This is a genomic window from Spirosoma horti, from assembly GCF_054776595.1.
Genome location: NZ_BAAHBQ010000008.1, coordinates 342211 through 361897, shown reverse-complemented (window position 1 = coordinate 361897; position 19687 = coordinate 342211). Strand labels below are relative to the sequence as shown.

Below are 19687 nucleotides of genomic sequence, written 5' to 3'. Positions count from 1 at the left end.
GTATGGCAACGATTGCTTTGTATGGATTCGGCCGTATTGGACGGCAATTTCTACGTGTCGGTTTAGACCACAATTTGTTTGTGCCGGTTTCCATTTCTGATATCAGAGATGAGCCCACGTTGGCGGCCTTGTTCGCCGTCGATACCAATTACGGTCGCTGGCCCGAGCCCGTTTCAGGCAGTGAAGGCCAGTTGACCATTGGTGAGCGAACGATTCCGTATATTAATTCCGCGAAGGAAGTACCGGACTGGGCTGCTCTGGGAGTCGACCTGGTCGTTGATTGTACTGGTAGGGCTACTACCCGCGCTGGCGCCCAGGCGCACCTTGACCGGGGCGCCAAATACGTACTGGTCAGCGCCCCCAGCAAATCGCTGGCCGACTGCGATGCGGTGCTGTTGAAAGGCATCAACCTGGAAACGTTCGATCCGGCCAGCCACCACATCGTTAGTATGGGAAGCTGTACGACCAATGCGCTGGCTGCGGTGGTCAAAGTAATTCGGGAAAATTTCGGTATCCAATACGGGCTGTTCTCCACAGTCCACTCCTATACCAACACGCAATCGCTTACCGACCAGCCAATGAAAGACCGGCGCGATTCGTGGGCGGCCGCCGAAAACATCATTCCTTCTTCTTCCGGCGCGGCTCGTGCTTTGCAGTTTATCTGGAAAGATTTAAAAATTACCGGCAAAGCATACAGAGTACCAACTCGAACGGGTAGTATTGCCGAACTGAACCTCATCACCGAAAAAGAGTGTACTGTTCAGGAAGTCAATGACGCCTTCCGCAGAGCCGCTGCAGAGGGACCATTAAAAGGCGTTATGGATGTTCTGGAAGAGGAATGGGCTTCTTCGCGAATCGTTGCCGACCCACACTCGTCAATTATTGATTTACCCCTGACGGCCAAAGAAGGCAACCTATTATCTGTGGCAGCCTGGTACGATAATGAATGGGGGTTCTCAAACCGTCTGGCCGAAGTAGCAGCCTTTCTGGCTGAACGAATCGAATCGAGTAAATAAGGTTTATTTCTTTTACATTTTTTAACGGTAACCTGTATGCAAACAATGATTGGTATTTCCGCCGAAAACAGAGAAGTTGTCGCCCACCAACTGGCCAAATTGCTAGCTGATGAATTTGTGCTTTACACCAAAACGCTCAATGCCCACTGGAACCTGGAGGGGATAGATTTTCATTCGGTCCATCTTTATTTCGAAGACCTCTATAAACAGTCTGCCGACATTGTTGATGATGTGGCCGAACGTATCCGGCAGCTGGGCCATTATGCGCCTGCTACGCTGAAAAACTTTTTGCAACTCACCCACCTTACCGAGCAGGACGAATCGGGCAACGATAGCCGTAGCCAGATCAAGAAACTATTAGGCGACCACGAAAGCATCATCGAATTTCTTCGGGGGAATATCAATGAGTTTGCCGATGCCCATAAAGACGCAGGGACGAGCGATTACATTACCGGGCTGATGGAAAAACACGAGAAAATAGCCTGGATGCTGCGGGCGCACCTTAAATAAGCGCTCTGTTTCTATTCTATACGAAACCTGATCCCGTGCCATACAAACTGGCACGGGCTTTTGGTATTATTGGGCCAGTCAGCCTTTTTTCGTACTCTATATGACACAGAATTCAATGAAACGACCCAAAGCAACGAACAGCCTTCAGGGATTCCTATGTTCTGTAAAAGGCAAAACGTATATAGTTACGTTCGTCCTGCTGCTCTGCTCGTTGTATTCTGCTGGGCAAAACATTAATCGGCAACTGGTAAATCAATTGCTGGCACGCCTGAAAAACAGCAAGCCCGACCAAAAACGAGTAGCTATTTTACTGGAATTGGGCAAGTTCCAGATTTTTAAACCCGGAGAGGCAAAAATCGATTTAGACAGCGGGATGACGTATTTGCAGGAAGCCCGAAAATTGAGCGACTCCCTACATTTCTTAAGCGGCCAACATGAAGCCGAATGTATGTTTGTCATTGCGTTGATGGAAGGGGGAAATATGGCTGCCGGACAAGCCAGATTTGCAAAACTGATCGCCGACTGCAACCGAACGGGTGATAAAGAAGCAGAAGCCAATACCCGAATTAAACTAGGAATCTGGCTCAGAAATATTGACCATGATTATCACAATGTATTCGCAAATTTCAGGCAGGCCTTATTGATTTACCAATCTCTGAAGAATCAGGAAAAGGAAATCAATGCCTTGCAGGAAATTGCTATTACCGACTTATATGAGGGCAAAATAGCCCTTGCTGAAACTGAATTGCTAAACGTAGTAAGCCGCTATAAATCTATTCATTATTCGAAACTCCATTATACGTATAACTTACTCGCTAATGTTGGCCGGGTAAAAGGTGAATTCAACAAGGGGCTTCTTTATTCGATATTATGCGTGGAAAGCATGAACAAAACTAAAGACACCTTGTCTGCAGCGTCTTTTTACGGCGACCTTGCCCAGATGTATATAGAGGTTGGCAACTATAAAAAAGGGATCGAATGGTATAAAAAATCCCTGGAAAAATGGAAACAGGAGCGGCTTCCCAATTTCGCTTTATATCATGCCGGGGGTGTTATTAGCCAGGACCTTATAAAGCAGAAAAAACCAAGAGAAGCCCTGCAGTTAATTACAAATCTCGTGCGTGAAATACCGACTAATACATTCATTCAGAAGGCCTGCGTTGCCCAGAATTTAGCCTACTGCTATGATGCATTAAAAAATTATTCTTTAGCCGAAAAGTATTATTTAGAAACCCTGAGTTGGTATGCCCGAAACAACATGAATTCTGAAGCGTCACAACAGGCGCAAAAAGATATCGGCGCTTTTTACTTAAAACATAATGAGTTCGCTAAAGCCGGTTCTCATTTGCGGGAAGCCTTGCGTTTTTCTCCACAGGAAAACGCTTTATCAACCCTGAAAGATATTCATTTTATGCTTTTTAAAGTGGATTCAGCTATAGGAAATTATATACCGGCGATCACTCATTTCCGCCTGCATAAAGCGCTAAATGATTCAATTTTTAATGAAGCAAAAAGTAAGCAGATCGCCAGCCTGCAAATTCAGTATGACACCCATAAAAAAGAGCAGGATATTGCCTTACTGACCAAGCAAAGTAAACTACAGCAAAGTGAATTGAAACGGGGAGAAACAACGCGTAATGCGATCATAGCCGGTTCGCTCTTATTGGCTTGTTTGCTGGGTGTTAGTTATAACCGGTATCAATTAAAGCAACGTAGTCATCGGCTCTTGCAGGCTCAGCAGGAGGAGATCAATCAAAAAAACCAATCATTAAGCCACCTTCTGGACGAAAAAGAGTGGATGCTCCGCGAGATCCATCATCGGGTTAAAAATAACCTCCAGATAATTACCAGCATGCTGAACGCACAATCCGGTTTTTTGCACGATTCAACGGCCTCAACGGCTATTCGGGAAAGTCAGAATAGAGTTCATGCTATGGCGATTATCCATCAAAAACTCTATCAGTCAGACAATCTGAGCCAGGTAGATATGCAGGAATATATCCACGAAATTGTTGAGCACCTCATTGAGTCCTTCGATCAGCAGGTCCATGTACAGGAACGGTTAACCATTGCGAACATACAACTGGATGTCAACCTGGCTACTCCGTTGGGGCTGATTATCAATGAAGCCGTCACGAATTCACTGAAGTATGCCTTTCCCCACCAGCGGTCAGGGAGTATTGCTGTTGGCCTGAATAAAATTGACAGCCACGCTTATTTACTCACCATCGCGGATGATGGCGTTGGCTTACCGGCTGGCTTTGTGATCGAGCGCAGCAACACGTTGGGCCTGACGATGATTCAGGGGCTTAGCAAACAGATCAACGGCGTCCTGAGCATTCGACAGGAAAGTGGCGTTCAGATTAGCCTTCAGTTCAACCTGACCAAAAAACCGGCTCAGTCCCCCTTACTATCCGTCTAAGTCGGCTACCCATTCCGATCTAGCCGCTAATTTCGTGTTTTGATGTTTAGCTTTTTCATACGGGCTTCCAGGGTAGTGGGTTTGATTTTGAGTAATTCGGCCGCTCCTCCCTGTCCGCGAATCCGGTTCCCCGACCGGTGAAGGGCTGCCAGGATGGCCGACCTCATGGTGTTTTGCAAAGGCTCTACGGCAACCGTTGGTGGCGGGTTTACAACGTCCGAAGCCGGATCAGACAGCAGTGGTTCGGCCAGTTCCAGCGTTGCTTTTTTCGCTAAAATAGCGGCCCGCTCCAACACATGTTCCAGCTCGCGAACGTTGCCCGGCCAGGCATAGCTCAACAGTTGCTGCAGAGATTCATGACTAATACCGGTAATGGGTTTACCCAGCTTTTTACTGATTTTCTTCAGAAAATACATGGCCAGGGGAGAAATGTCATCCTGTCGTTCGCGCAGGGGTGGCACCACAATCGGAAAAACATTGAGCCGGTAATACAGATCGGATCGAAAACGACCCTCGGAAACCTCCTGCTGTAAGTGCCGATTGGTAGCCGCGATAATCCGAACATCGACCAGAATCGGACCTTTCCCACCAATACGCTCAATTTCTTTCTCCTGAATTGCCCGCAGGAGTTTAGCTTGTAGTTCGAGTGGCAACTCGCCAATTTCATCCAGAAATAACGTTCCACCATTGGCCAGCTCGAATTTGCCGATCCGTTTCTCTGTAGCGCCCGTGTAGCTCCCGCGTTCGTGCCCAAATAATTCAGATTCAATAAGTTGGGGTGGCAAGGCAGCACAGTTCACTTTAATCATTGCCCGATCCCGGCGTGTCGACGCATTATGTATAGCACGGGCAATCAGTTCCTTACCTGTTCCCGTTTCGCCCATGATCAACACAGTATAATCCGTTGGCGCTACCTGAGCAACATTATCAAAAACGGTTTGCAGCGCGCTACTGGCCCCCACAATCTCCTCAAAATTATGGCTGGTCTTAATCTCTTCAGTCAAATAGGTTTTCTCCTGTTCCAGTTGTTCACTCAGCACTTTGATTCGCTCAAAAGCCAGTACATTTTCCAAGGCCAAGGCAATCTGACTGCTTATATCTTCCAATATACACAGATCTTTTTTTGTGAACGCATAGGACGACTTGCTCGCCAGCACCAGTGATGCCATTGGCTGCCCTTTTATATATATTGGCACATACATGGACGATTTCAGCGCAAGCGCTTTTCTATACATCTGTGTTACTGCCATTCGCTGCTGACTTTCCTCAAAAGCCTGGCCAACGTTGAGGGTTGGTTCAATCAGCCAATCCTCCATTCCATCAAGGGATGGTTTCCACCCTGGCTGATCAGTAATCGCGCCGGGTAGCAGGTCCTTTTCCGTGAGCGGGATAAAAACGCCTTCTTTTTTGTGTACTGTACAATCAATGGCCGAGGATTCTACGATCCGGCCAATCCGATAAATCGCCAGCAAATCGAACGGCATCAGTTCATTGATGGCCTTAGCTACCTGCGGAACAATATCGGTGATCGCTTCGCCATTCCGAAAGGCGTTTACGATCGCCAACTCCGTTGCTTTTGTTTGCCGACTGGCTTCCAGCTCTTCATAGGCCAGTAAATTATCCAGGGCCAGCGCAATCTGAGGAATAATGAGGCTGACAGCCTCGTAGTCTTTCTGCGTAAAATTATCGGCAACCGTACTGGATATATTTATATTGGTCAGGGAGTTCCGGTTCAGTCTGACCGGAAACAGGGCCAGCGAGCGAACGCCGAAATTATCCCGGCAGGAACGGGCAGTCAGGTATCGTTCGCACAACCGATCAAAAGCCTGACCAGAAAAAATACCCGGCTCATCGAGCTTATCGGGGGCTTCCTGATCCAGTCTGACCATCAGTTCATCACTCGTCTCATCCGACAGCAAGGTTGCCAATGGAATGCGGGCAAACGTACCCAGGGCCGTTTTCCGAAGCATCACCCAGTAGAAAGAGGCTTCGTCGGGCAGGCCAATGCGGAGATTCAAGAAGGAAAACGGAACGAGTTTATCGATCTGACTGGCAATGGCCAGACACAATTGATCCCGATCCTGAATGGTAACAATCGCATTGTTGACCGCAATCTGAATGGCCTGTTGCTTTCTGAGTTTAGCCTCTTCGTTGTGCGCATGACGATAGCGGGCAATTTCCAGTGTTGTCAAGACATCTTTCTCCCGAAAGGGCTTATTGAGGAAGCCCGAAGGCTGCGTAATTTTTGCGGCCTCCAATACCGTATCGGTCAGGTTGGCGGACAGAAAAACAAACGGTATGTTTTGGACGCCGAGCCAGTACGCCAGGTCGATACCGGTTTGTTCACTATTAAGGAAAATATCCAGCAACACAATGTCGGGGGGCTGCTCCACAATGATTTCTCTGGCTTCTGCTACCGACCCAGCCATACCAATAACCCAGTAACCCGCTTTTTCCAGAATTCGCCGGAGGTCGTTGGCAATCAGGAACTCATCTTCAACAATGAGTAGTGTAGGTGATAAGGTAAGATCGTTGGGAAAAAGCATATGACTCGAGTTGATGGCTAATGGACTCCTTGAAAGTCGACAGCTCGTCATTATTGACAAACCTACGTCAACAAAATGGGTTTGTCATGTAAAACTAAGCCGATTGTGACAACTCCAAAAACCACCTCCAAAATAATGGAGGATACACTATTTTGGAGTTCCTCTATAGTATCTACTGCATTATAGAATTAATCATTTTGTTGATTACCAGCCATTTACATAAATAATTAATTAATTCTTACTTAAAGGTACAAATTGGTCTTTCGTTGGTATAGGTGTAGCAAGATCGTATTGTATTCTCCCCTGCTAACCCCATAGCCCATGAAGCGCTGCATCCAGCATGAGCCCATCCGTATTCAACAGGTGGAAATAAATCAATGGACATTACCGATTCATTCTCATAATCATTTCGAACTAATTTGTATCCGGAATGGTAGCGGGTATCACGTCATCAATGGGCATCGGTTGCCTTATCAAACTGGCGATGTTTTCTTCCTTGGCCCGTCAGACAATCATTTCTTCGACATACATACGCGAACGAATTTCGGTTTTCTGTCATTCACCGAACTTTATCTGGCTGATTTAACGGCCAGTGCCACTAGTGGTTTGACATCCAGACATGATCCGCCATTACCTGTATTTCATGGTCTGGTTGGCAACATATACATGGACGCCACCGACCGACAACATTTGAACGCTTTGTTTGATATCTTGCTGGTGGAGCAGACAAATTACCGCGAAGTGACTTCCTCTCATATATGTAGGGCACTGGTAATAGCCATCTTAAATTTAATCGAACGCCAGTTTACCCGTCATCAATTGGGCGTAGTCCAATCAGGTTCCTCCTCTTCTGATCTGGTTCAGCGAATGTTTTTGTATATCTGTCAACATATACAGGAACCCGAACAGCTGCGGCTGGATCGATTAGCGGATGTGTTTCATTACTCGCCACGCCACTTGAGCACCCTTTTTAAGCAGGAGGTTGGCGAATCCTTGCAGGAATATATAATTCGGTATAAGCTGAAGCTAGTGGAAAGGCAACTACACCTAAACACGCTGACGATCTCCCAAATTGCCGACGGGCTTGGTTTTACCGATGTGTGCCACTTGAATAAACTATTTAAACGCTACTATCAGCATACGCCAACAGATTACCGACGCAACTTACCAACAACAAACCTCCCGCAGGCAACCGCCTGAGGTTCAGAAATCCAATACCCGTAAGCGGACCTCACTGGTTCAGACCCTCGTTCAATACAGTAAGGGTGTGGCAGGCCATCAGCCCTGCCGTTTCGGTCCGTAGTCGGTTTGATCCGAGCGTTACCAATTGAAAACCGGCCGCGATTGCCTGTTGTATCTCTTTTTCAGAAAAATCGCCCTCCGGCCCTATTAAAACGGCGTATTGCCCGGCGATGGTGGCTCGCTTCACTAAATTCTGTGGCGGCTCATTGGTGGGCAAATGAGCAATAAATCGTTGTTCTTCGCTCACTGTTTTTATGAATTCACCGAAGGGCAGAGCCTCGTCTATTGTGGGCAGATAGGATTGCAGGGATTGCTTCATGGCCGCCACGGCGATTTTTTCCAGACGTTCCAGTTTCAGTACCCGTCGTTCGGAGTGCTGCCCAAAAAAGAAGCTGATTCGCTCGATGCCTATTTCGACCGCCTTCTCAATAAACCATTCGATCCGGTCAATATTCTTGGTGGGTGCGATACAAATTCGGATAGAAAACGGGCGCGGAGGAGTGGTCTGCGTGTCAATTGTGCGAAAGGCACAACGCCGGGCATCGGCAGATTGAATAGCGGCCAAATATCGGTTTCCACGCCCATCCGTCACGGCAATGGAATCGCCAACGCTGAGCCGAAGTGTTTTAACGGCATGCCGCGAATCTTCTTCCGTCAGGAGTTGACTAGCCTCGTTCGGAACGATGTCGGGTTGATAGAATAAATGCATACGTGCTACAAAAGTACACAGTCACCGCGGCATCTTATCCGAAAGGAACCCACCCCGTCATTTTTTTGTAATTTTACAGGATAGATTACTTACTGTGAAAAAAGTCGCCTTTTATACACTCGGTTGCAAACTGAACTTTTCGGAAACCTCTACGCTGGCCCGGTTAATGGAAGAGCATGGGTATGAACGTGTGGAGTTCAATCAGCAGCCCGATATCTTCATCATAAATACCTGCTCCGTGACGGACAACGCCGACAAAAAATGCCGGAAAATAGTCCGCGAAGCACAGAAAATAAACCCCGATGGCTACGTTGCGATACTGGGCTGTTATGCGCAGTTGAAACCGAAAGAAATCTCGGAGATTCCGGGCGTCGATGCGGTTTTGGGCGCGGCTGAGAAATTCCGGTTGCACGAAATCATGCCAACGTTCGTGAAGGTGCCCTCGGGTCAGCCAGCTCAGGTCTTTAACTCGCCCATTGAGGAAGCTATTGACTATCACGCAGCTTATTCCCTGAACGACCGCACGCGCACCTTTTTGAAAGTGCAGGACGGTTGTGATTATCCGTGTGCCTACTGTACCATTCCGCTGGCGCGTGGAAAAAGCCGCTCCGATACGGTAGCTAACGTGGTCCGGGCGGCCCATGAAATTGCCGAGCGGGGCGTGAAGGAGATTGTGCTGACAGGTGTTAACATCGGCGACTTTGGTATCGTTAATAACGAGCGTCAGGAAACTTTTCTGGAGTTAATACAAGCCCTGGATGAAGTCGAAGGCATCGAGCGGTTCCGGATTTCCAGTATTGAGCCTAACCTGCTGACCAACGAAATAATTGCGTTTGTGGCCCAGTCCAGGCGGTTTGTTCCGCATTTTCACGTTCCGCTTCAGTCGGGCAGCAACCGTGTGCTGGGCTTGATGCGTCGTCGCTATAAACGCGAACTGTATGCTGATCGTGTGCAGAAAATAAAAGAGCTGATGCCCCATGCCTGCATTGGTGTCGATGTAATTGTCGGTCACCCTGGCGAAACCGACACGGAGTTCAAGGAAACGTATCTTTTCTTAAACGAGCTGCCAATTTCTTATTTGCACGTATTTACCTATTCCGAACGACCAAATACGCTGGCGATCGACATTAAGCCAACGGTACCGGGCCACGTCCGGGCCGAGCGGTCGAAGATGCTGCATATTCTGTCGGACAAGAAACGACGGGCATTTTATGACTCCCAGGTTGGCCGAAAGGCTACCGTCCTATTTGAAGAAGATATTGCCGATGGGCTTATGCAGGGCTTCACGGAGAATTATGTTCGGGTGGTGGCGAAATATGACCCTCTACTCATCAACGAAACGCGGGCGGTACACCTGACAGCCGTGAATGCAGAGGGGTTGATGGACGTAGATGAACCTGAAGAAGTGCTCGAAACACACTGATATTTTTTTGCTCAGGCCGGTAGTGATACCGGCTTTTTTTTGACCTTTAGGTTTCGTGCTATCGCTGTCGTTCACCGGTGGTAGACAAACGTCCCTCACGGGCTTTAACAATCCCTTTTATGAAACTAATCGCCGAAATTTTGGTCAGTCTGGTTGCCCTTGAGCATATCTATATCCTATGGATGGAAATGTTTGCCTGGACTACGCAGGGCCGCAAAACGTTCAAGTCATTTCCGCCCGATTTATTCGAGAGAACGAAATCGCTGGCGGCAAATCAGGGGCTCTATAATGGTTTTCTGGCAGCTGGCCTTATCTGGTCATTATTCATTGACGACGCGGCCTGGAGTACAAATGTTGCTTATTTCTTTTTGGGATGCGTGATCGTCGCGGGGGTTTATGGAGCACTTACGGCCCAGCGATCTATCTTTTTTGTCCAGGCTCTCCCCGCCATTTTGGCGCTGGTAGCGGTGGCATTGGTTTAAAAATCAGCCACTTAAACAAGTACTACACCTATACTACATCGGAGACAGAAACAAAAGAAAACCCCTGGCAATTAAAAACGCTCTCTGGTACATCAGATTACACGATGTATAAAGCCGAAAAGGATGCGGTCGACAGAAAACCCTGTGGGCGGCTGGTATGGCTTAAAGAAAGGATTGCGTGGGCGCTTTGGCATGTACCTTCCACCCCTACTGGAAGCTTTGGGTTTGGCAGAAGTCGAACATAACCTCAAGAATAACCGCATGAGGACAATCTAGTATCCCCCTAAAAGCAGGAGACCGCCCCCAAGCGGGAACGGCTCCATGAGTACAACAAAACCACAGATAAAACTGCCAGACATTGTAGGCCAGACAGGGTGCCTGTGGCTCTGTTGATAGACGTATGATATAAGGTGTATGCTACAGGACGTCGACTATTGGTCATACATACTACAGCATACACCCTAAGCGATTTATGCTTCGATAAGGAATTCGTCGTGCTGGCTGACGTCCAGACCAGACTTCTCGTCTTCTTCCGTTACGCGCAGTGGCAGAATCAGGTCCGTTACTTTGAGCAATGCGTATGACATAACAAAAGCAAAGACCGATACGCCAACCAGAGCGATCATGTGAGTGATGAACAGTTTCGTTTGACCAAATGCCAGACCTTCGTCAACAACGGCTGAGTTGATGCCTTTGCTAGCGAAAATACCCGTCATCACCATACCCACCATACCACCAACACCGTGGCAAGGGAATACATCGAGTGTATCGTCGAGCGTCGATTTCGAGCGCAGGTGTGCTACGTAGTTCGATACCATAGCGCCAACCGTACCGATAAAGATAGCCGTCGGAATCGTTACAAAACCAGCCGCTGGTGTGATAGCAACCAGACCAACTACGGCACCGATACAGAAACCAAGCGCCGATACTTTTTTGCCTTTAGCGGCATCGAACAGAACCCAGGCCAGACCAGCAGCTGCAGCCGCCGTGTTGGTTGTCGCGAAAGCCGAAGCTGCTAACGGCGAAGCCGCTACCGCCGAACCAGCATTGAAACCGAACCAGCCAAACCACAGCAGACCTGTACCCAACAACACGAACGGAATGTTTGCTGGTGGGAAATAGCTTGCTTCGAGGTGCGACTTCCGGCGCTTCAGATACAAAGCACCCGCCAGGGCAGCCCAGCCAGCCGACATGTGTACAACCGTGCCGCCGGCAAAATCAAGAACACCTAATTTAAACAGGATACCTTCTGGGTGCCAGGTCATGTGGGCCAAAGGCGCATAAACGAACAGGCTGAACAGAATCATGAACAGCACATACGACCGGAAATTGATCCGCTCTGCCATCGAACCCGTTACCAGGGCAGGCGTGATAACGGCGAATTTCAGTTGGAAGAAAGCAAAGACAACCAACGGAATCGAAGCCGCCAGCGACCAGGGCTTGCCATCCAGCACGCCTTTGAACATGAAGTGATCCATTGGGTTACCAACAAAACCACCGATTGATGTACCAAAGGCAAGGCTGAATCCAACAACTACCCACAGAATACTGATAACACCCATGGCAACAAAGCTTTGCAGCATGGTTGAGATCACGTTTTTGTTGTTTACCATTCCGCCGTAGAAATAGGCCAGACCAGGTGTCATCAACAAAACCAGCGCGGTAGCAACGAGCATCCAGGCTGTGTCGCCAGAATTAATACCTTCCGTTACGATTTGCGTAGGAACAGCAGGCATCAGAACAGCCACCACGCTAATAACCAGCAGAATGGCGAGAGGAATGTAATTAGGTTTTTGCATGATACATGAGGGGTTTTTGTTGTACTAGTAAAACATTGAGGTTAAGAAGATGAGGCTATACTGATTAGAACTTGAAGATGGCGGCCATACCCAGGGTAGCCTGGGAAGTCGTTAGCGAACCGTCGTTCTTTTCAAATTTGTTGGCCGAGTAGCTATCGATCCGAAATTCAGGCTTCAACAATAAATGGCCATCAGCCGCGGTGATATTACCCGTTACCGTTATCGAATTAACACTGGCTCCATTACCGGCCGCATCTTTCAGCGCGCGCACATTGTTTTTATTGTCGAATGTTTCGTAGCGAACGCCAAGGCCAAACTTGTCGGTGAACGCGTAGTTAGAGTACACGGCCACACCGCCCCAGCTCTTGGAGGTTGATGGACCACCACCACCCTGATAATCACCCTTTTGCGATCCCGTAGCTGCATTCAATCCTAGGAAGAATTTAGACGTTACCTGATAGGTTGTGGTCAGGTCGAACAATTGGTACATTGCTTTGTCCGTCGGAACCGCATCAACAGCCTGAGAGGCCTCGTTCGACATAATCGCGTTCAGGTAGACATTCCAGCCCGTAACCGGTGCAAAAAAGAACTGTCCGATAAAGCCTTTCTTTTTATTGTTATCATTCAGGTTATCGACGTTGTTAACCAGACCAACCATCAACGAAGCGCGATCGCTGAAAGCATACTGGGCTTTGAGGCCAATGTGATAGAAGGGACCGTTGTTAAACAGGTTAGACAGGGAGTAATTGTAGTTAACCGGGGCATCGATAACCTCATACCCAATGTGCGTCCCGAACTGACCGGCGGTGAACGATAACTTGCTGGTCGCTTTATAGGTGATATAGGCCTGCTTAATGGCCAGCGATGTAGACCCTGGTCCAAGCGGTCCAATATAGTTACCATAGTTGCCCAAATCAGAGAAGGGGCCAAATGTCAGATCCATGACCGCATCAACCTTGCTGGCTGAGTAAATCGCTTTTGCCTGAATCAAACCGATACCGAATTGACCGGCCCGCTGATCGAATGCACGCGCATTACCAACGACACCAGGACCGTTTAACCCTAAGTTCGACTGGCTCTTGGGATTGTTGAAGTTACCGAAGTAGTAGGTGTCCATATAACCGGAGAAAGTGAATTTTCCGGGTGCTGGCGTGGCTGTGGTATCCTGCGCTTGTGCGGCAAAACCCAAAAACAAAGAACTAATAAGTAAAATTGTTTTTTTCATACTCTTTATTCGGTTGTAGATAACGGTTTCTGTGGTCTTATTTCGAAGCAAATTTTGTTTAATAATTTATCCTACGCAATAGTTAACCCGAAATAATGATGCATTTAGTTTAAAATAAGTCAATTTAATTGAAAATGTACTATTATTTCCATGATAATTAACTAAATTGCCCTATAATAATTTTTTTTATTATATTTTGCCACATGCCACATTAACCAAATTTTATTCTTCTGGAAAACACTATTTTCAAGGACAATAGCCGACTATTCAACGACTATATATGGCTAAAATGCAATAAGGCCCAACCAGCGGACTGGTTGGGCCTTATTGCATTTTCTGTATTTGCTGGGTTACGCTTCGGCGTGCAGCCAGGCTTTCTTTGCTAACAGCGTTTCCTCTTCTTCTACATGGTCGGGGTCGGGAACACAACAGTCGACCGGACAAACAGCCGCACACTGAGGTTCTTCATGGAAACCCATGCACTCAGTACATTTGTCGGCAACAATATAATAGAATTCGTTCGAGACAGGGGCTTGCGGAGCTTTACCGCTCACGATCGTGCCATCGCCGAAATCGACTTCATCCAGTTCAGTTCCACCTCCCCAGGTCCATTCCACTCCACCTTCGTAGATGGCTGTATTGGGGCATTCGGGTTCGCAGGCACCACAATTGATGCACTCGTCGGTGATCATGATTGCCATGAGCAGTATAATTTATATATAGTAAAAACTAGTTCTCTTAAATTGAACAACAAATATAATTATTTAAAGGTTGGCAACAAACTAATATTTCATTACATTAGTTGATGGAGTATTCCATTTGTTTATCCAATTCATGCTTTTATCAGAACGACTGCAAACGTTTGTAGCCTTAGGCGATTTCCTGCGCTCGGCCAACGCCCAATCCGAACTTGCTCAAATCGCCCAACAGGCCAATTACAAAAATAACTGGTTCACCTCCGAAAACTCATTGAACGCTATTCTGGCAATTGCCAACGAGTTCCTTGTGCAAGATAAACTCACCGCCTGGGTAAATTTGTACATCGATAAAGCCGGTGATGAACCCATTAAAACACCCCGCAAGGTGGGCGTCGTTATGGCAGGTAACATACCAGCCGTCGGTTTTCACGATATGCTCTGTGTGCTGGCAAGCGGTCACAAGTTAATGGCAAAGCTGAGTAGTCAAGATTTTGTACTAATCCATTATTTAATACAAAAATTAAAAGAGATTAATCCTGCCTTTACTGAATTGATCGAAGAAGCGGATCGGTTAAATGCCGCGGAAGCTTATATCGCTACGGGTAGCAACAACACAGCCCGTTATTTTGAGTATTACTTCGCCAAAAAGCCGCACATTATTCGTAAAAACCGCACGTCTGTCGGCTTGTTGATGGGAGAAGAAAATGAAGACGAATTTTTAAAGCTCAGTCACGATATTTCTGATTATTACGGGCTGGGCTGCCGCAACGTCTCTACCATTCTGGTGCCCGAAGGGTATGATTTCACCCCCTTACTTCGTACCCTGGAGCCACAAGTATCCATTTACCTGAACAACCATAAATACCAGAATAATTACGACTACAATAAGTCGATTTATTTGATCAATGCCATTCCGCATCTGGATAATGGCTATTTGTTGCTGACAGAAAATGACGCGTTAGTCTCCCCTATTTCAGTGTTATATTTTCAGACTTACCAGACTCAGGCTGATGCAACGGCCTGGCTAACCCGTCATGCTGATCAAATTCAGGTGGTTGCTTCTGCAAAAGGCTGGTATCCCGGCAGCGTTCCCTTTGGCAATACGCAGCATCCGGGCTTAACCGATTACGCCGATGGCATCGATACCATGGCATTCCTGAAAGAACTGTAAATGAATGATGAATGATAAACGGGTAGTTAGTGGTTTTATAGTTACTTATCATTCATCATTCAATGTCCCTACTGATATACCCGCACATAATCGACTTCCATGCGTTGCGGCCAGATGGTTTCGTCCACTCCTTTCTGGCCACCCCAGTTTCCGCCAACAGCTACGTTTAGAATCAGAAAAAACGGTTGTTCGAACGGCCATTGGGCTTCGCTCGTACCTAAAGCTGATTTCTGAACGGTGTAATATTTCTGATTATCGACGAAGAAATCAATTTGGTCGGTCGTCCACTCAATGGCGTATAAATGAAAGGTACCTGTTACGTCATTAATTGTCACCGCCTTTCCTTTCTCGGTCTTTTTAGCATGGTTATAGGCTTCAGTATGTACGGTTCCGTGAATAACGCCTTCATCGAAGCCAACGTGCTCCATAATGTCGATTTCACCACTCCTGGGCCATCCTGCCGTTGCTATATTCTTGCCCAGCATCCAGACAGCGGGCCAGGTGCCTAGTCCTTTTGGTAGTTTAGCCATGGCTTCTATTCGACCGTAGGTCCAGGCGGCCTTGTTCTGGGTTACCAGACGAGCCGACGTATATTTCTGTCCTTTATAGTCTTCTTTTCGGGCTTCAATAATCAGTTTCCCGTTTTCGATGCGCGCGTTTTCGGGGCGTCGGGCGGTGTAATATTGTAATTCATTATTACCCCAACCGTTTCCTCCGACTTCATAGCCCCATTTGGCTGAATCTGGCAAGCCTGCTTTATCGAACTCATCGCTCCAAACCAGTTTGCGGTCAGAGAGCGGGTTTATTCCACGCACCGGCACCTCTACATCAGGACTTTTGCAAGCCAATAAAAAAAGCACAACCAACGCTGCCAGAAGCTTTATTCCATCCATAATTGATGTATTAAGAAAAGTCTGAAAGGGAAAGTAATTACGTTTAGCGACTTACTTAATGGCGAATGCCCAGGTCAAAAAATCGGGCATAATGGCGCTCCAGGTTTCCTGATTGTGCTTGCCCCCTTCTAGTTCGACGTAGCGGATAGTCTGATCGCGCTGGTAACCTTTTTTGACCAACTCGTCCATCAAGTCAGTGGTATCATCAATCGCATCAATGATGCCGTTGTTATTCCGGTCGCTGGTTTCGTCCTCAGTACCGGTTTCAAACCAGAATTTCAGATTAGCATGGTAGGTTCCTTTCCGAACCAGATCGTGCATGATGCGGTCGGTTTCATCCCGATAGCCATCGGCCGTACTTTTACTTCGCCACCAGAATGACCCAGAAAAGACGCCTGCCCGACTAAACCGCTCGGGGTGATGAAAGACAATATCGAAGGCGGATAAGCCTCCCAGCGAAAACCCGGCAAACACCGACTGGCCGGGTTCTGTACGTATCCGATAATGCTTTTTGATATAGGGCAATAATTCCGTTAAGACAAAATCAGTGTAAAGGGCGGCCTTGCTGCCCCGGTTCATATAATCAGCTCTGGCAGCCGTGCCATACTCCTGAATCCGGTCGCCCGCATGAATAGCGACCAGCACAAATGGGCGAATTGCCATTTTCTGATACAGCGAATCCAGAATACCGGTCATGTGCAGACGGGGTAGATCCTGCCCATCGTTGAGGTAAAGCACCGGATAGGCGACCTTGGTCGTCTGGTAGCTGGGCGGCAGAATGATAGTTAAATGAACCGTTCGATTGAGCGGAACAGACTGCAACGAATCAGCCTGCTGAAGCGTTTCGGTTGTTCGTTCATTAGAAGTATGAGCCGGTAAAAAGTCAGCCATAAAGAAAAATAGTGTCAGGATAAGTACAATCACGAATTACAAAATTGAGATTTTTTCAACTCTTACCGACCTGTTTTTTGTCAGCATTAGCGATTTCGGCTATTTTCATACGAAATTTGCATTGATCTCATCAAACAAACATACTTGTGCAGGAAGATTATAGAAAATTCTATTCACATCACCTCGGGCGCGACATCGAGATGCTGGTTTATGGAAATTGGGGTTATCCAGTAGTGCTTTTCCCAACTTCCATGGGGCACTATTATGAATATAAAGACTTTGGGCTGACCGAAACAGCCCGCTGGTTTGTTGAGACGGGCAAGATCAAGTTGTATTGTATCAGTAGCATCGATCGCGATAGCTGGTATGCCAAACACCTGCATCCGGGCACCCGTATCTGGAATCACGTGCTCTACGACCGCTTTCTGCACGAAGAGTTCGTGCCGAGTGTTCAACGGGAGTGTAACGTTCAGAAAATTGGTGTTTCGGGCGCTTCCTTCGGGGGTTATCATGCCCTTAATTTTGCCTTCCGTCACCCCGAACAGGTTGGTCATTTACTCACAATGGGCGCGGCCTTCGATATCCGTTCGTTTCTGGGTGGATATTATGACGAAAACGTGTACCTCAATAACCCGCCTGACTTTCTGCCCAATGCCCAGAATAATGAGTTCTACCACATGAATATCGTGCTGGGAACCTCGGAGTATGACTTCTGCAAAGACTCAAACTACAGATTGTCAGGTATTCTCAGCCGAAAAGGTATTCGTCATCAATTAGACGTTACGCCCTGGGGTAACCACGACTGGCCCGTCTGGAAAGACCAGTTTCCCCGGTATCTGAGCATGATTTAACCTCCCTACAATGGATGCCCTCGACCGTCTTACCACGTATATTGACCAGATACCTACTGGTTTGCGTCACTTACCAGAAGCTCAGATAACGAGTCAACAACCCGGAAAGTGGTCAAGGAAAGAAATCCTGGGGCATCTGATTGACTCTGCCATCAATAACCTGAAACGGTTTACGGATGCCCAGTTTGCCAACGGTTCTTATCTGGTTCAGCCCTACAATCAGGATGAGTTGGTACGGGTGAACCAATACCAACACGTACCGCTGGAACATTTGCTGGTTCTTTGGCAAAGTCTCAACAGGCAAATTTTAGTCGTCATCCGCGTTATACCGGAAGATACCCTGAACCAACCGATTCAATTTAGCCAGATCAATACGGAGCCCAAAACGCTGGAGTGGCTCATCAATGATTATGTCGCTCACTTAGAGCATCATCTGAAAACACTACTGTAAAGTGATGTCGGTTTCTTGAAACGATACCATAGCGAATCTGCCCTAAATAACTCAGCCTGATCCAACTTATCAAACCTAGAAACAGTGGTGCCCGGCATTTTTTGGCGTCAGCTTCGCGCGTGATTAACCCATGACTAGGACAAACAAACTAGAAATCGGTATGTTTACCTCATCAATAGCCCGTTTGAACAGAACCTATTTTATTCACGTTAATCGACAACACTAAAAAGCTCCCTCTAACTATCTTATTATGAGCACGAAAACCAAGATAGGCATCTTATTCGGCCAGGAAAATACATTCCCACAGGCATTTGTGGACCGCGTCAATGAAAAGCAAAGCCAGTTTCCGGCTGAGTTTGTTAGTATTGATCAGGTTGAACAAAGTGTGCCAACTGATTATGCCGTAATTATCGACCGGATTTCGCAGGATGTGCCGTTCTATAAAGCGTTTCTTAAGAATGCAGCCCTAACGGGTACGGCCGTTATCAATAACCCCTTCTGGTGGAGCGCTGATGAGAAGTTCTTTAACAATGCATTGGCCGTTCAGTTGGGGGTTCCCGTTCCAAAAACGATTCTGCTGCCGTCAAAAGAGCGGCCCGACGATACCAACCATAATTCGTTCCGCAACCTGCAACACATGGATTGGGATCGTATTTTCAACCATATTGGTTTCCCGGCTTTCATGAAACCCCACGCAGGTGGCGGCTGGAAGAGTGTCTATAAAGTAGACAACCCCGACCAGATGTTCAAGGCGTATGACGAAACAGCTCAACTAGTGATGCTGTACCAGGAAGCCATTGATTTCACCGACTATTTCCGGTGCTACTGCATTGGCGGAAAAGATGTGCGGATTATGCCTTACGAACCCCGTAACCCGCACCACCTGCGCTACGCGGCTCAGATGCAGACCACCGGCGATGCCGGTAAAAAGCTGCTGGCAACCATGACCGACTATGTGCTGAAACTAAACCACGGCCTTGGTTACGACTTCAATACGGTTGAGTTTGCCGTACGCGATGGTATTCCCATTGCCATTGATTTCTGCAACCCTGCCCCCGATGCGGATATCCATTCGGTGGGTCAGGAGAATTTCGAATGGGTGGTTGAGGCTGCTGCTAAGATGGCTATCGACCGGGCGAAAAAAGCCAAGAAAGGCCAGGATAATCTAACCTGGGGTACATTTGTCCGCAACTCGGTGACGCATCAGGCACCTGCGCCGTCAGAAGATGTAAAAGCACCAAAAGCGGAGAAAGAGCCCAAAGCAGAAAAACCGAAAAAGGCTGAGAAGGAAGAAGTCAAACCAGAAAAGCCTAAAAAAGGCAAGAAATAGTAACATTAAATTTCTATAATGATCGTGC

Annotated in this window: 18 protein-coding genes; 11 read left to right on the top strand and 7 right to left on the bottom strand. The window is 47.4% G+C overall.

What is annotated here, in order from left to right; all coding sequences use genetic code 11:
* Positions 1 to 2 precede the first annotated feature (2 nt).
* The 3 genes from ACYVAM_RS25200 to ACYVAM_RS25190 all read left to right on the top strand — a co-directional run bounded on the left by ACYVAM_RS25200 (position 3) and on the right by ACYVAM_RS25190 (position 3948).
* Positions 3 to 1016, top strand: a complete 1014-nt coding sequence (locus tag ACYVAM_RS25200) for a type I glyceraldehyde-3-phosphate dehydrogenase (protein WP_461072258.1) — start codon at positions 3 to 5, stop codon at positions 1014 to 1016.
* Between the two features lie 36 nt (positions 1017 to 1052).
* On the top strand, positions 1053 to 1526 hold the full coding sequence (locus ACYVAM_RS25195; RefSeq protein ID WP_461072256.1) for a Dps family protein: 474 nt from the start codon (positions 1053 to 1055) through the stop codon (positions 1524 to 1526).
* A 100-nt stretch (positions 1527 to 1626) separates the two neighbouring features.
* Positions 1627 to 3948, top strand: a complete 2322-nt coding sequence (locus ACYVAM_RS25190) for a histidine kinase dimerization/phosphoacceptor domain -containing protein (protein ID WP_461072254.1) — start codon at positions 1627 to 1629, stop codon at positions 3946 to 3948.
* A 26-nt stretch (positions 3949 to 3974) separates the two neighbouring features.
* Here the strand turns inward: ACYVAM_RS25190 and ACYVAM_RS25185 are convergent, their stop codons facing one another.
* Complete coding sequence (locus ACYVAM_RS25185) at positions 3975 to 6494, bottom strand: sigma 54-interacting transcriptional regulator (RefSeq protein ID WP_461072252.1); 2520 nt, start codon at positions 6492 to 6494, stop codon at positions 3975 to 3977.
* 321 nt (positions 6495 to 6815) lie between these two features.
* Between ACYVAM_RS25185 and ACYVAM_RS25180 the strand changes: the two genes are divergently transcribed.
* On the top strand, positions 6816 to 7694 hold the full coding sequence (locus tag ACYVAM_RS25180; RefSeq protein ID WP_461072250.1) for a helix-turn-helix domain-containing protein: 879 nt from the start codon (positions 6816 to 6818) through the stop codon (positions 7692 to 7694).
* A 31-nt stretch (positions 7695 to 7725) separates the two neighbouring features.
* Here the strand turns inward: ACYVAM_RS25180 and ACYVAM_RS25175 are convergent, their stop codons facing one another.
* Positions 7726 to 8445: a 16S rRNA (uracil(1498)-N(3))-methyltransferase gene (locus tag ACYVAM_RS25175; protein WP_461072248.1), complete on the bottom strand. Its 720-nt coding sequence runs from the start codon at positions 8443 to 8445 to the stop codon at positions 7726 to 7728.
* Between the two features lie 94 nt (positions 8446 to 8539).
* Between ACYVAM_RS25175 and mtaB the strand changes: the two genes are divergently transcribed.
* The 3 genes from mtaB to ACYVAM_RS25160 all read left to right on the top strand — a co-directional run bounded on the left by mtaB (position 8540) and on the right by ACYVAM_RS25160 (position 10626).
* Complete coding sequence (mtaB, locus tag ACYVAM_RS25170) at positions 8540 to 9868, top strand: tRNA (N(6)-L-threonylcarbamoyladenosine(37)-C(2))-methylthiotransferase MtaB (protein ID WP_461072246.1); 1329 nt, start codon at positions 8540 to 8542, stop codon at positions 9866 to 9868.
* Between the two features lie 119 nt (positions 9869 to 9987).
* Entirely contained in the window at positions 9988 to 10350 is a 363-nt protein-coding gene (locus ACYVAM_RS25165; protein WP_461072245.1) for a DUF1304 domain-containing protein, read from the top strand.
* A 123-nt stretch (positions 10351 to 10473) separates the two neighbouring features.
* Positions 10474 to 10626, top strand: a complete 153-nt coding sequence (locus ACYVAM_RS25160; RefSeq protein ID WP_461072243.1) for a DUF6855 family protein — start codon at positions 10474 to 10476, stop codon at positions 10624 to 10626.
* Positions 10627 to 10820: 194 nt separating this feature from the next.
* Here ACYVAM_RS25160 and ACYVAM_RS25155 read toward each other — a convergent pair whose 3' ends face one another.
* The 3 genes from ACYVAM_RS25155 to ACYVAM_RS25145 all read right to left on the bottom strand — a co-directional run bounded on the left by ACYVAM_RS25155 (position 10821) and on the right by ACYVAM_RS25145 (position 14075).
* Positions 10821 to 12149 carry an ammonium transporter gene (locus ACYVAM_RS25155; RefSeq protein WP_461072241.1) on the bottom strand — a complete coding sequence of 443 codons (1329 nt, stop codon included), beginning with the start codon at positions 12147 to 12149 and terminating at the stop codon, positions 10821 to 10823.
* A gap of 64 nt (positions 12150 to 12213) precedes the next feature.
* A complete protein-coding gene (locus ACYVAM_RS25150) occupies positions 12214 to 13374 on the bottom strand; it encodes a porin (protein ID WP_461072239.1) in 1161 nt (386 codons plus the stop codon).
* A 350-nt stretch (positions 13375 to 13724) separates the two neighbouring features.
* A complete protein-coding gene (locus ACYVAM_RS25145) occupies positions 13725 to 14075 on the bottom strand; it encodes a 4Fe-4S dicluster domain-containing protein (RefSeq protein WP_046575172.1) in 351 nt (116 codons plus the stop codon).
* A gap of 133 nt (positions 14076 to 14208) precedes the next feature.
* Here ACYVAM_RS25145 and ACYVAM_RS25140 point away from each other — a divergent pair, with 133 nt between their 5' ends.
* Positions 14209 to 15243: an acyl-CoA reductase gene (locus tag ACYVAM_RS25140; RefSeq protein ID WP_461072237.1), complete on the top strand. Its 1035-nt coding sequence runs from the start codon at positions 14209 to 14211 to the stop codon at positions 15241 to 15243.
* A 68-nt stretch (positions 15244 to 15311) separates the two neighbouring features.
* Here ACYVAM_RS25140 and ACYVAM_RS25135 read toward each other — a convergent pair whose 3' ends face one another.
* Positions 15312 to 16136 carry a glycoside hydrolase family 16 protein gene (locus ACYVAM_RS25135; protein WP_461072235.1) on the bottom strand — a complete coding sequence of 275 codons (825 nt, stop codon included), beginning with the start codon at positions 16134 to 16136 and terminating at the stop codon, positions 15312 to 15314.
* Positions 16137 to 16187: 51 nt separating this feature from the next.
* The gene (locus ACYVAM_RS25130; RefSeq protein ID WP_461072233.1) at positions 16188 to 17027 is read right to left on the bottom strand and encodes an alpha/beta hydrolase; all 840 of its coding nucleotides are present in this window, start codon (positions 17025 to 17027) and stop codon (positions 16188 to 16190) included.
* Positions 17028 to 17173: 146 nt separating this feature from the next.
* On the opposite strand from ACYVAM_RS25130, the gene ACYVAM_RS25125 reads away from it, so the two are divergent.
* The 3 genes from ACYVAM_RS25125 (at position 17174) to ACYVAM_RS25115 (ending at position 19659) form a co-directional block, all read left to right on the top strand.
* A complete protein-coding gene (locus ACYVAM_RS25125) occupies positions 17174 to 17878 on the top strand; it encodes an esterase family protein (RefSeq protein WP_461072231.1) in 705 nt (234 codons plus the stop codon).
* A 10-nt stretch (positions 17879 to 17888) separates the two neighbouring features.
* Positions 17889 to 18329, top strand: a complete 441-nt coding sequence (locus tag ACYVAM_RS25120; protein ID WP_461072229.1) for a DinB family protein — start codon at positions 17889 to 17891, stop codon at positions 18327 to 18329.
* A gap of 250 nt (positions 18330 to 18579) precedes the next feature.
* Positions 18580 to 19659, top strand: coding sequence for an ATP-grasp domain-containing protein (locus ACYVAM_RS25115; RefSeq protein ID WP_461072227.1), 1080 nt, complete (start codon positions 18580 to 18582; stop codon positions 19657 to 19659).
* The last annotated feature ends 28 nt before the right edge of the window (positions 19660 to 19687 follow it).

Coding starts and splice junctions, on each gene's coding strand:
- ACYVAM_RS25200 (WP_461072258.1), top strand. CDS start 3: ATGGCAACGATTGCTTTGTATGGATTCGGCCGTATTGGACGGCAATTT.
- ACYVAM_RS25195 (WP_461072256.1), top strand. CDS start 1,053: ATGCAAACAATGATTGGTATTTCCGCCGAAAACAGAGAAGTTGTCGCC.
- ACYVAM_RS25190 (WP_461072254.1), top strand. CDS start 1,627: ATGACACAGAATTCAATGAAACGACCCAAAGCAACGAACAGCCTTCAG.
- ACYVAM_RS25185 (WP_461072252.1), bottom strand. CDS start 6,494: ATGCTTTTTCCCAACGATCTTACCTTATCACCTACACTACTCATTGTT.
- ACYVAM_RS25180 (WP_461072250.1), top strand. CDS start 6,816: ATGAAGCGCTGCATCCAGCATGAGCCCATCCGTATTCAACAGGTGGAA.
- ACYVAM_RS25175 (WP_461072248.1), bottom strand. CDS start 8,445: ATGCATTTATTCTATCAACCCGACATCGTTCCGAACGAGGCTAGTCAA.
- ACYVAM_RS25165 (WP_461072245.1), top strand. CDS start 9,988: ATGAAACTAATCGCCGAAATTTTGGTCAGTCTGGTTGCCCTTGAGCAT.
- ACYVAM_RS25160 (WP_461072243.1), top strand. CDS start 10,474: ATGCGGTCGACAGAAAACCCTGTGGGCGGCTGGTATGGCTTAAAGAAA.
- ACYVAM_RS25155 (WP_461072241.1), bottom strand. CDS start 12,149: ATGCAAAAACCTAATTACATTCCTCTCGCCATTCTGCTGGTTATTAGC.
- ACYVAM_RS25150 (WP_461072239.1), bottom strand. CDS start 13,374: ATGAAAAAAACAATTTTACTTATTAGTTCTTTGTTTTTGGGTTTTGCC.
- ACYVAM_RS25145 (WP_046575172.1), bottom strand. CDS start 14,075: ATGGCAATCATGATCACCGACGAGTGCATCAATTGTGGTGCCTGCGAA.
- ACYVAM_RS25140 (WP_461072237.1), top strand. CDS start 14,209: ATGCTTTTATCAGAACGACTGCAAACGTTTGTAGCCTTAGGCGATTTC.
- ACYVAM_RS25135 (WP_461072235.1), bottom strand. CDS start 16,136: ATGGATGGAATAAAGCTTCTGGCAGCGTTGGTTGTGCTTTTTTTATTG.
- ACYVAM_RS25130 (WP_461072233.1), bottom strand. CDS start 17,027: ATGGCTGACTTTTTACCGGCTCATACTTCTAATGAACGAACAACCGAA.
- ACYVAM_RS25120 (WP_461072229.1), top strand. CDS start 17,889: ATGGATGCCCTCGACCGTCTTACCACGTATATTGACCAGATACCTACT.
- ACYVAM_RS25115 (WP_461072227.1), top strand. CDS start 18,580: ATGAGCACGAAAACCAAGATAGGCATCTTATTCGGCCAGGAAAATACA.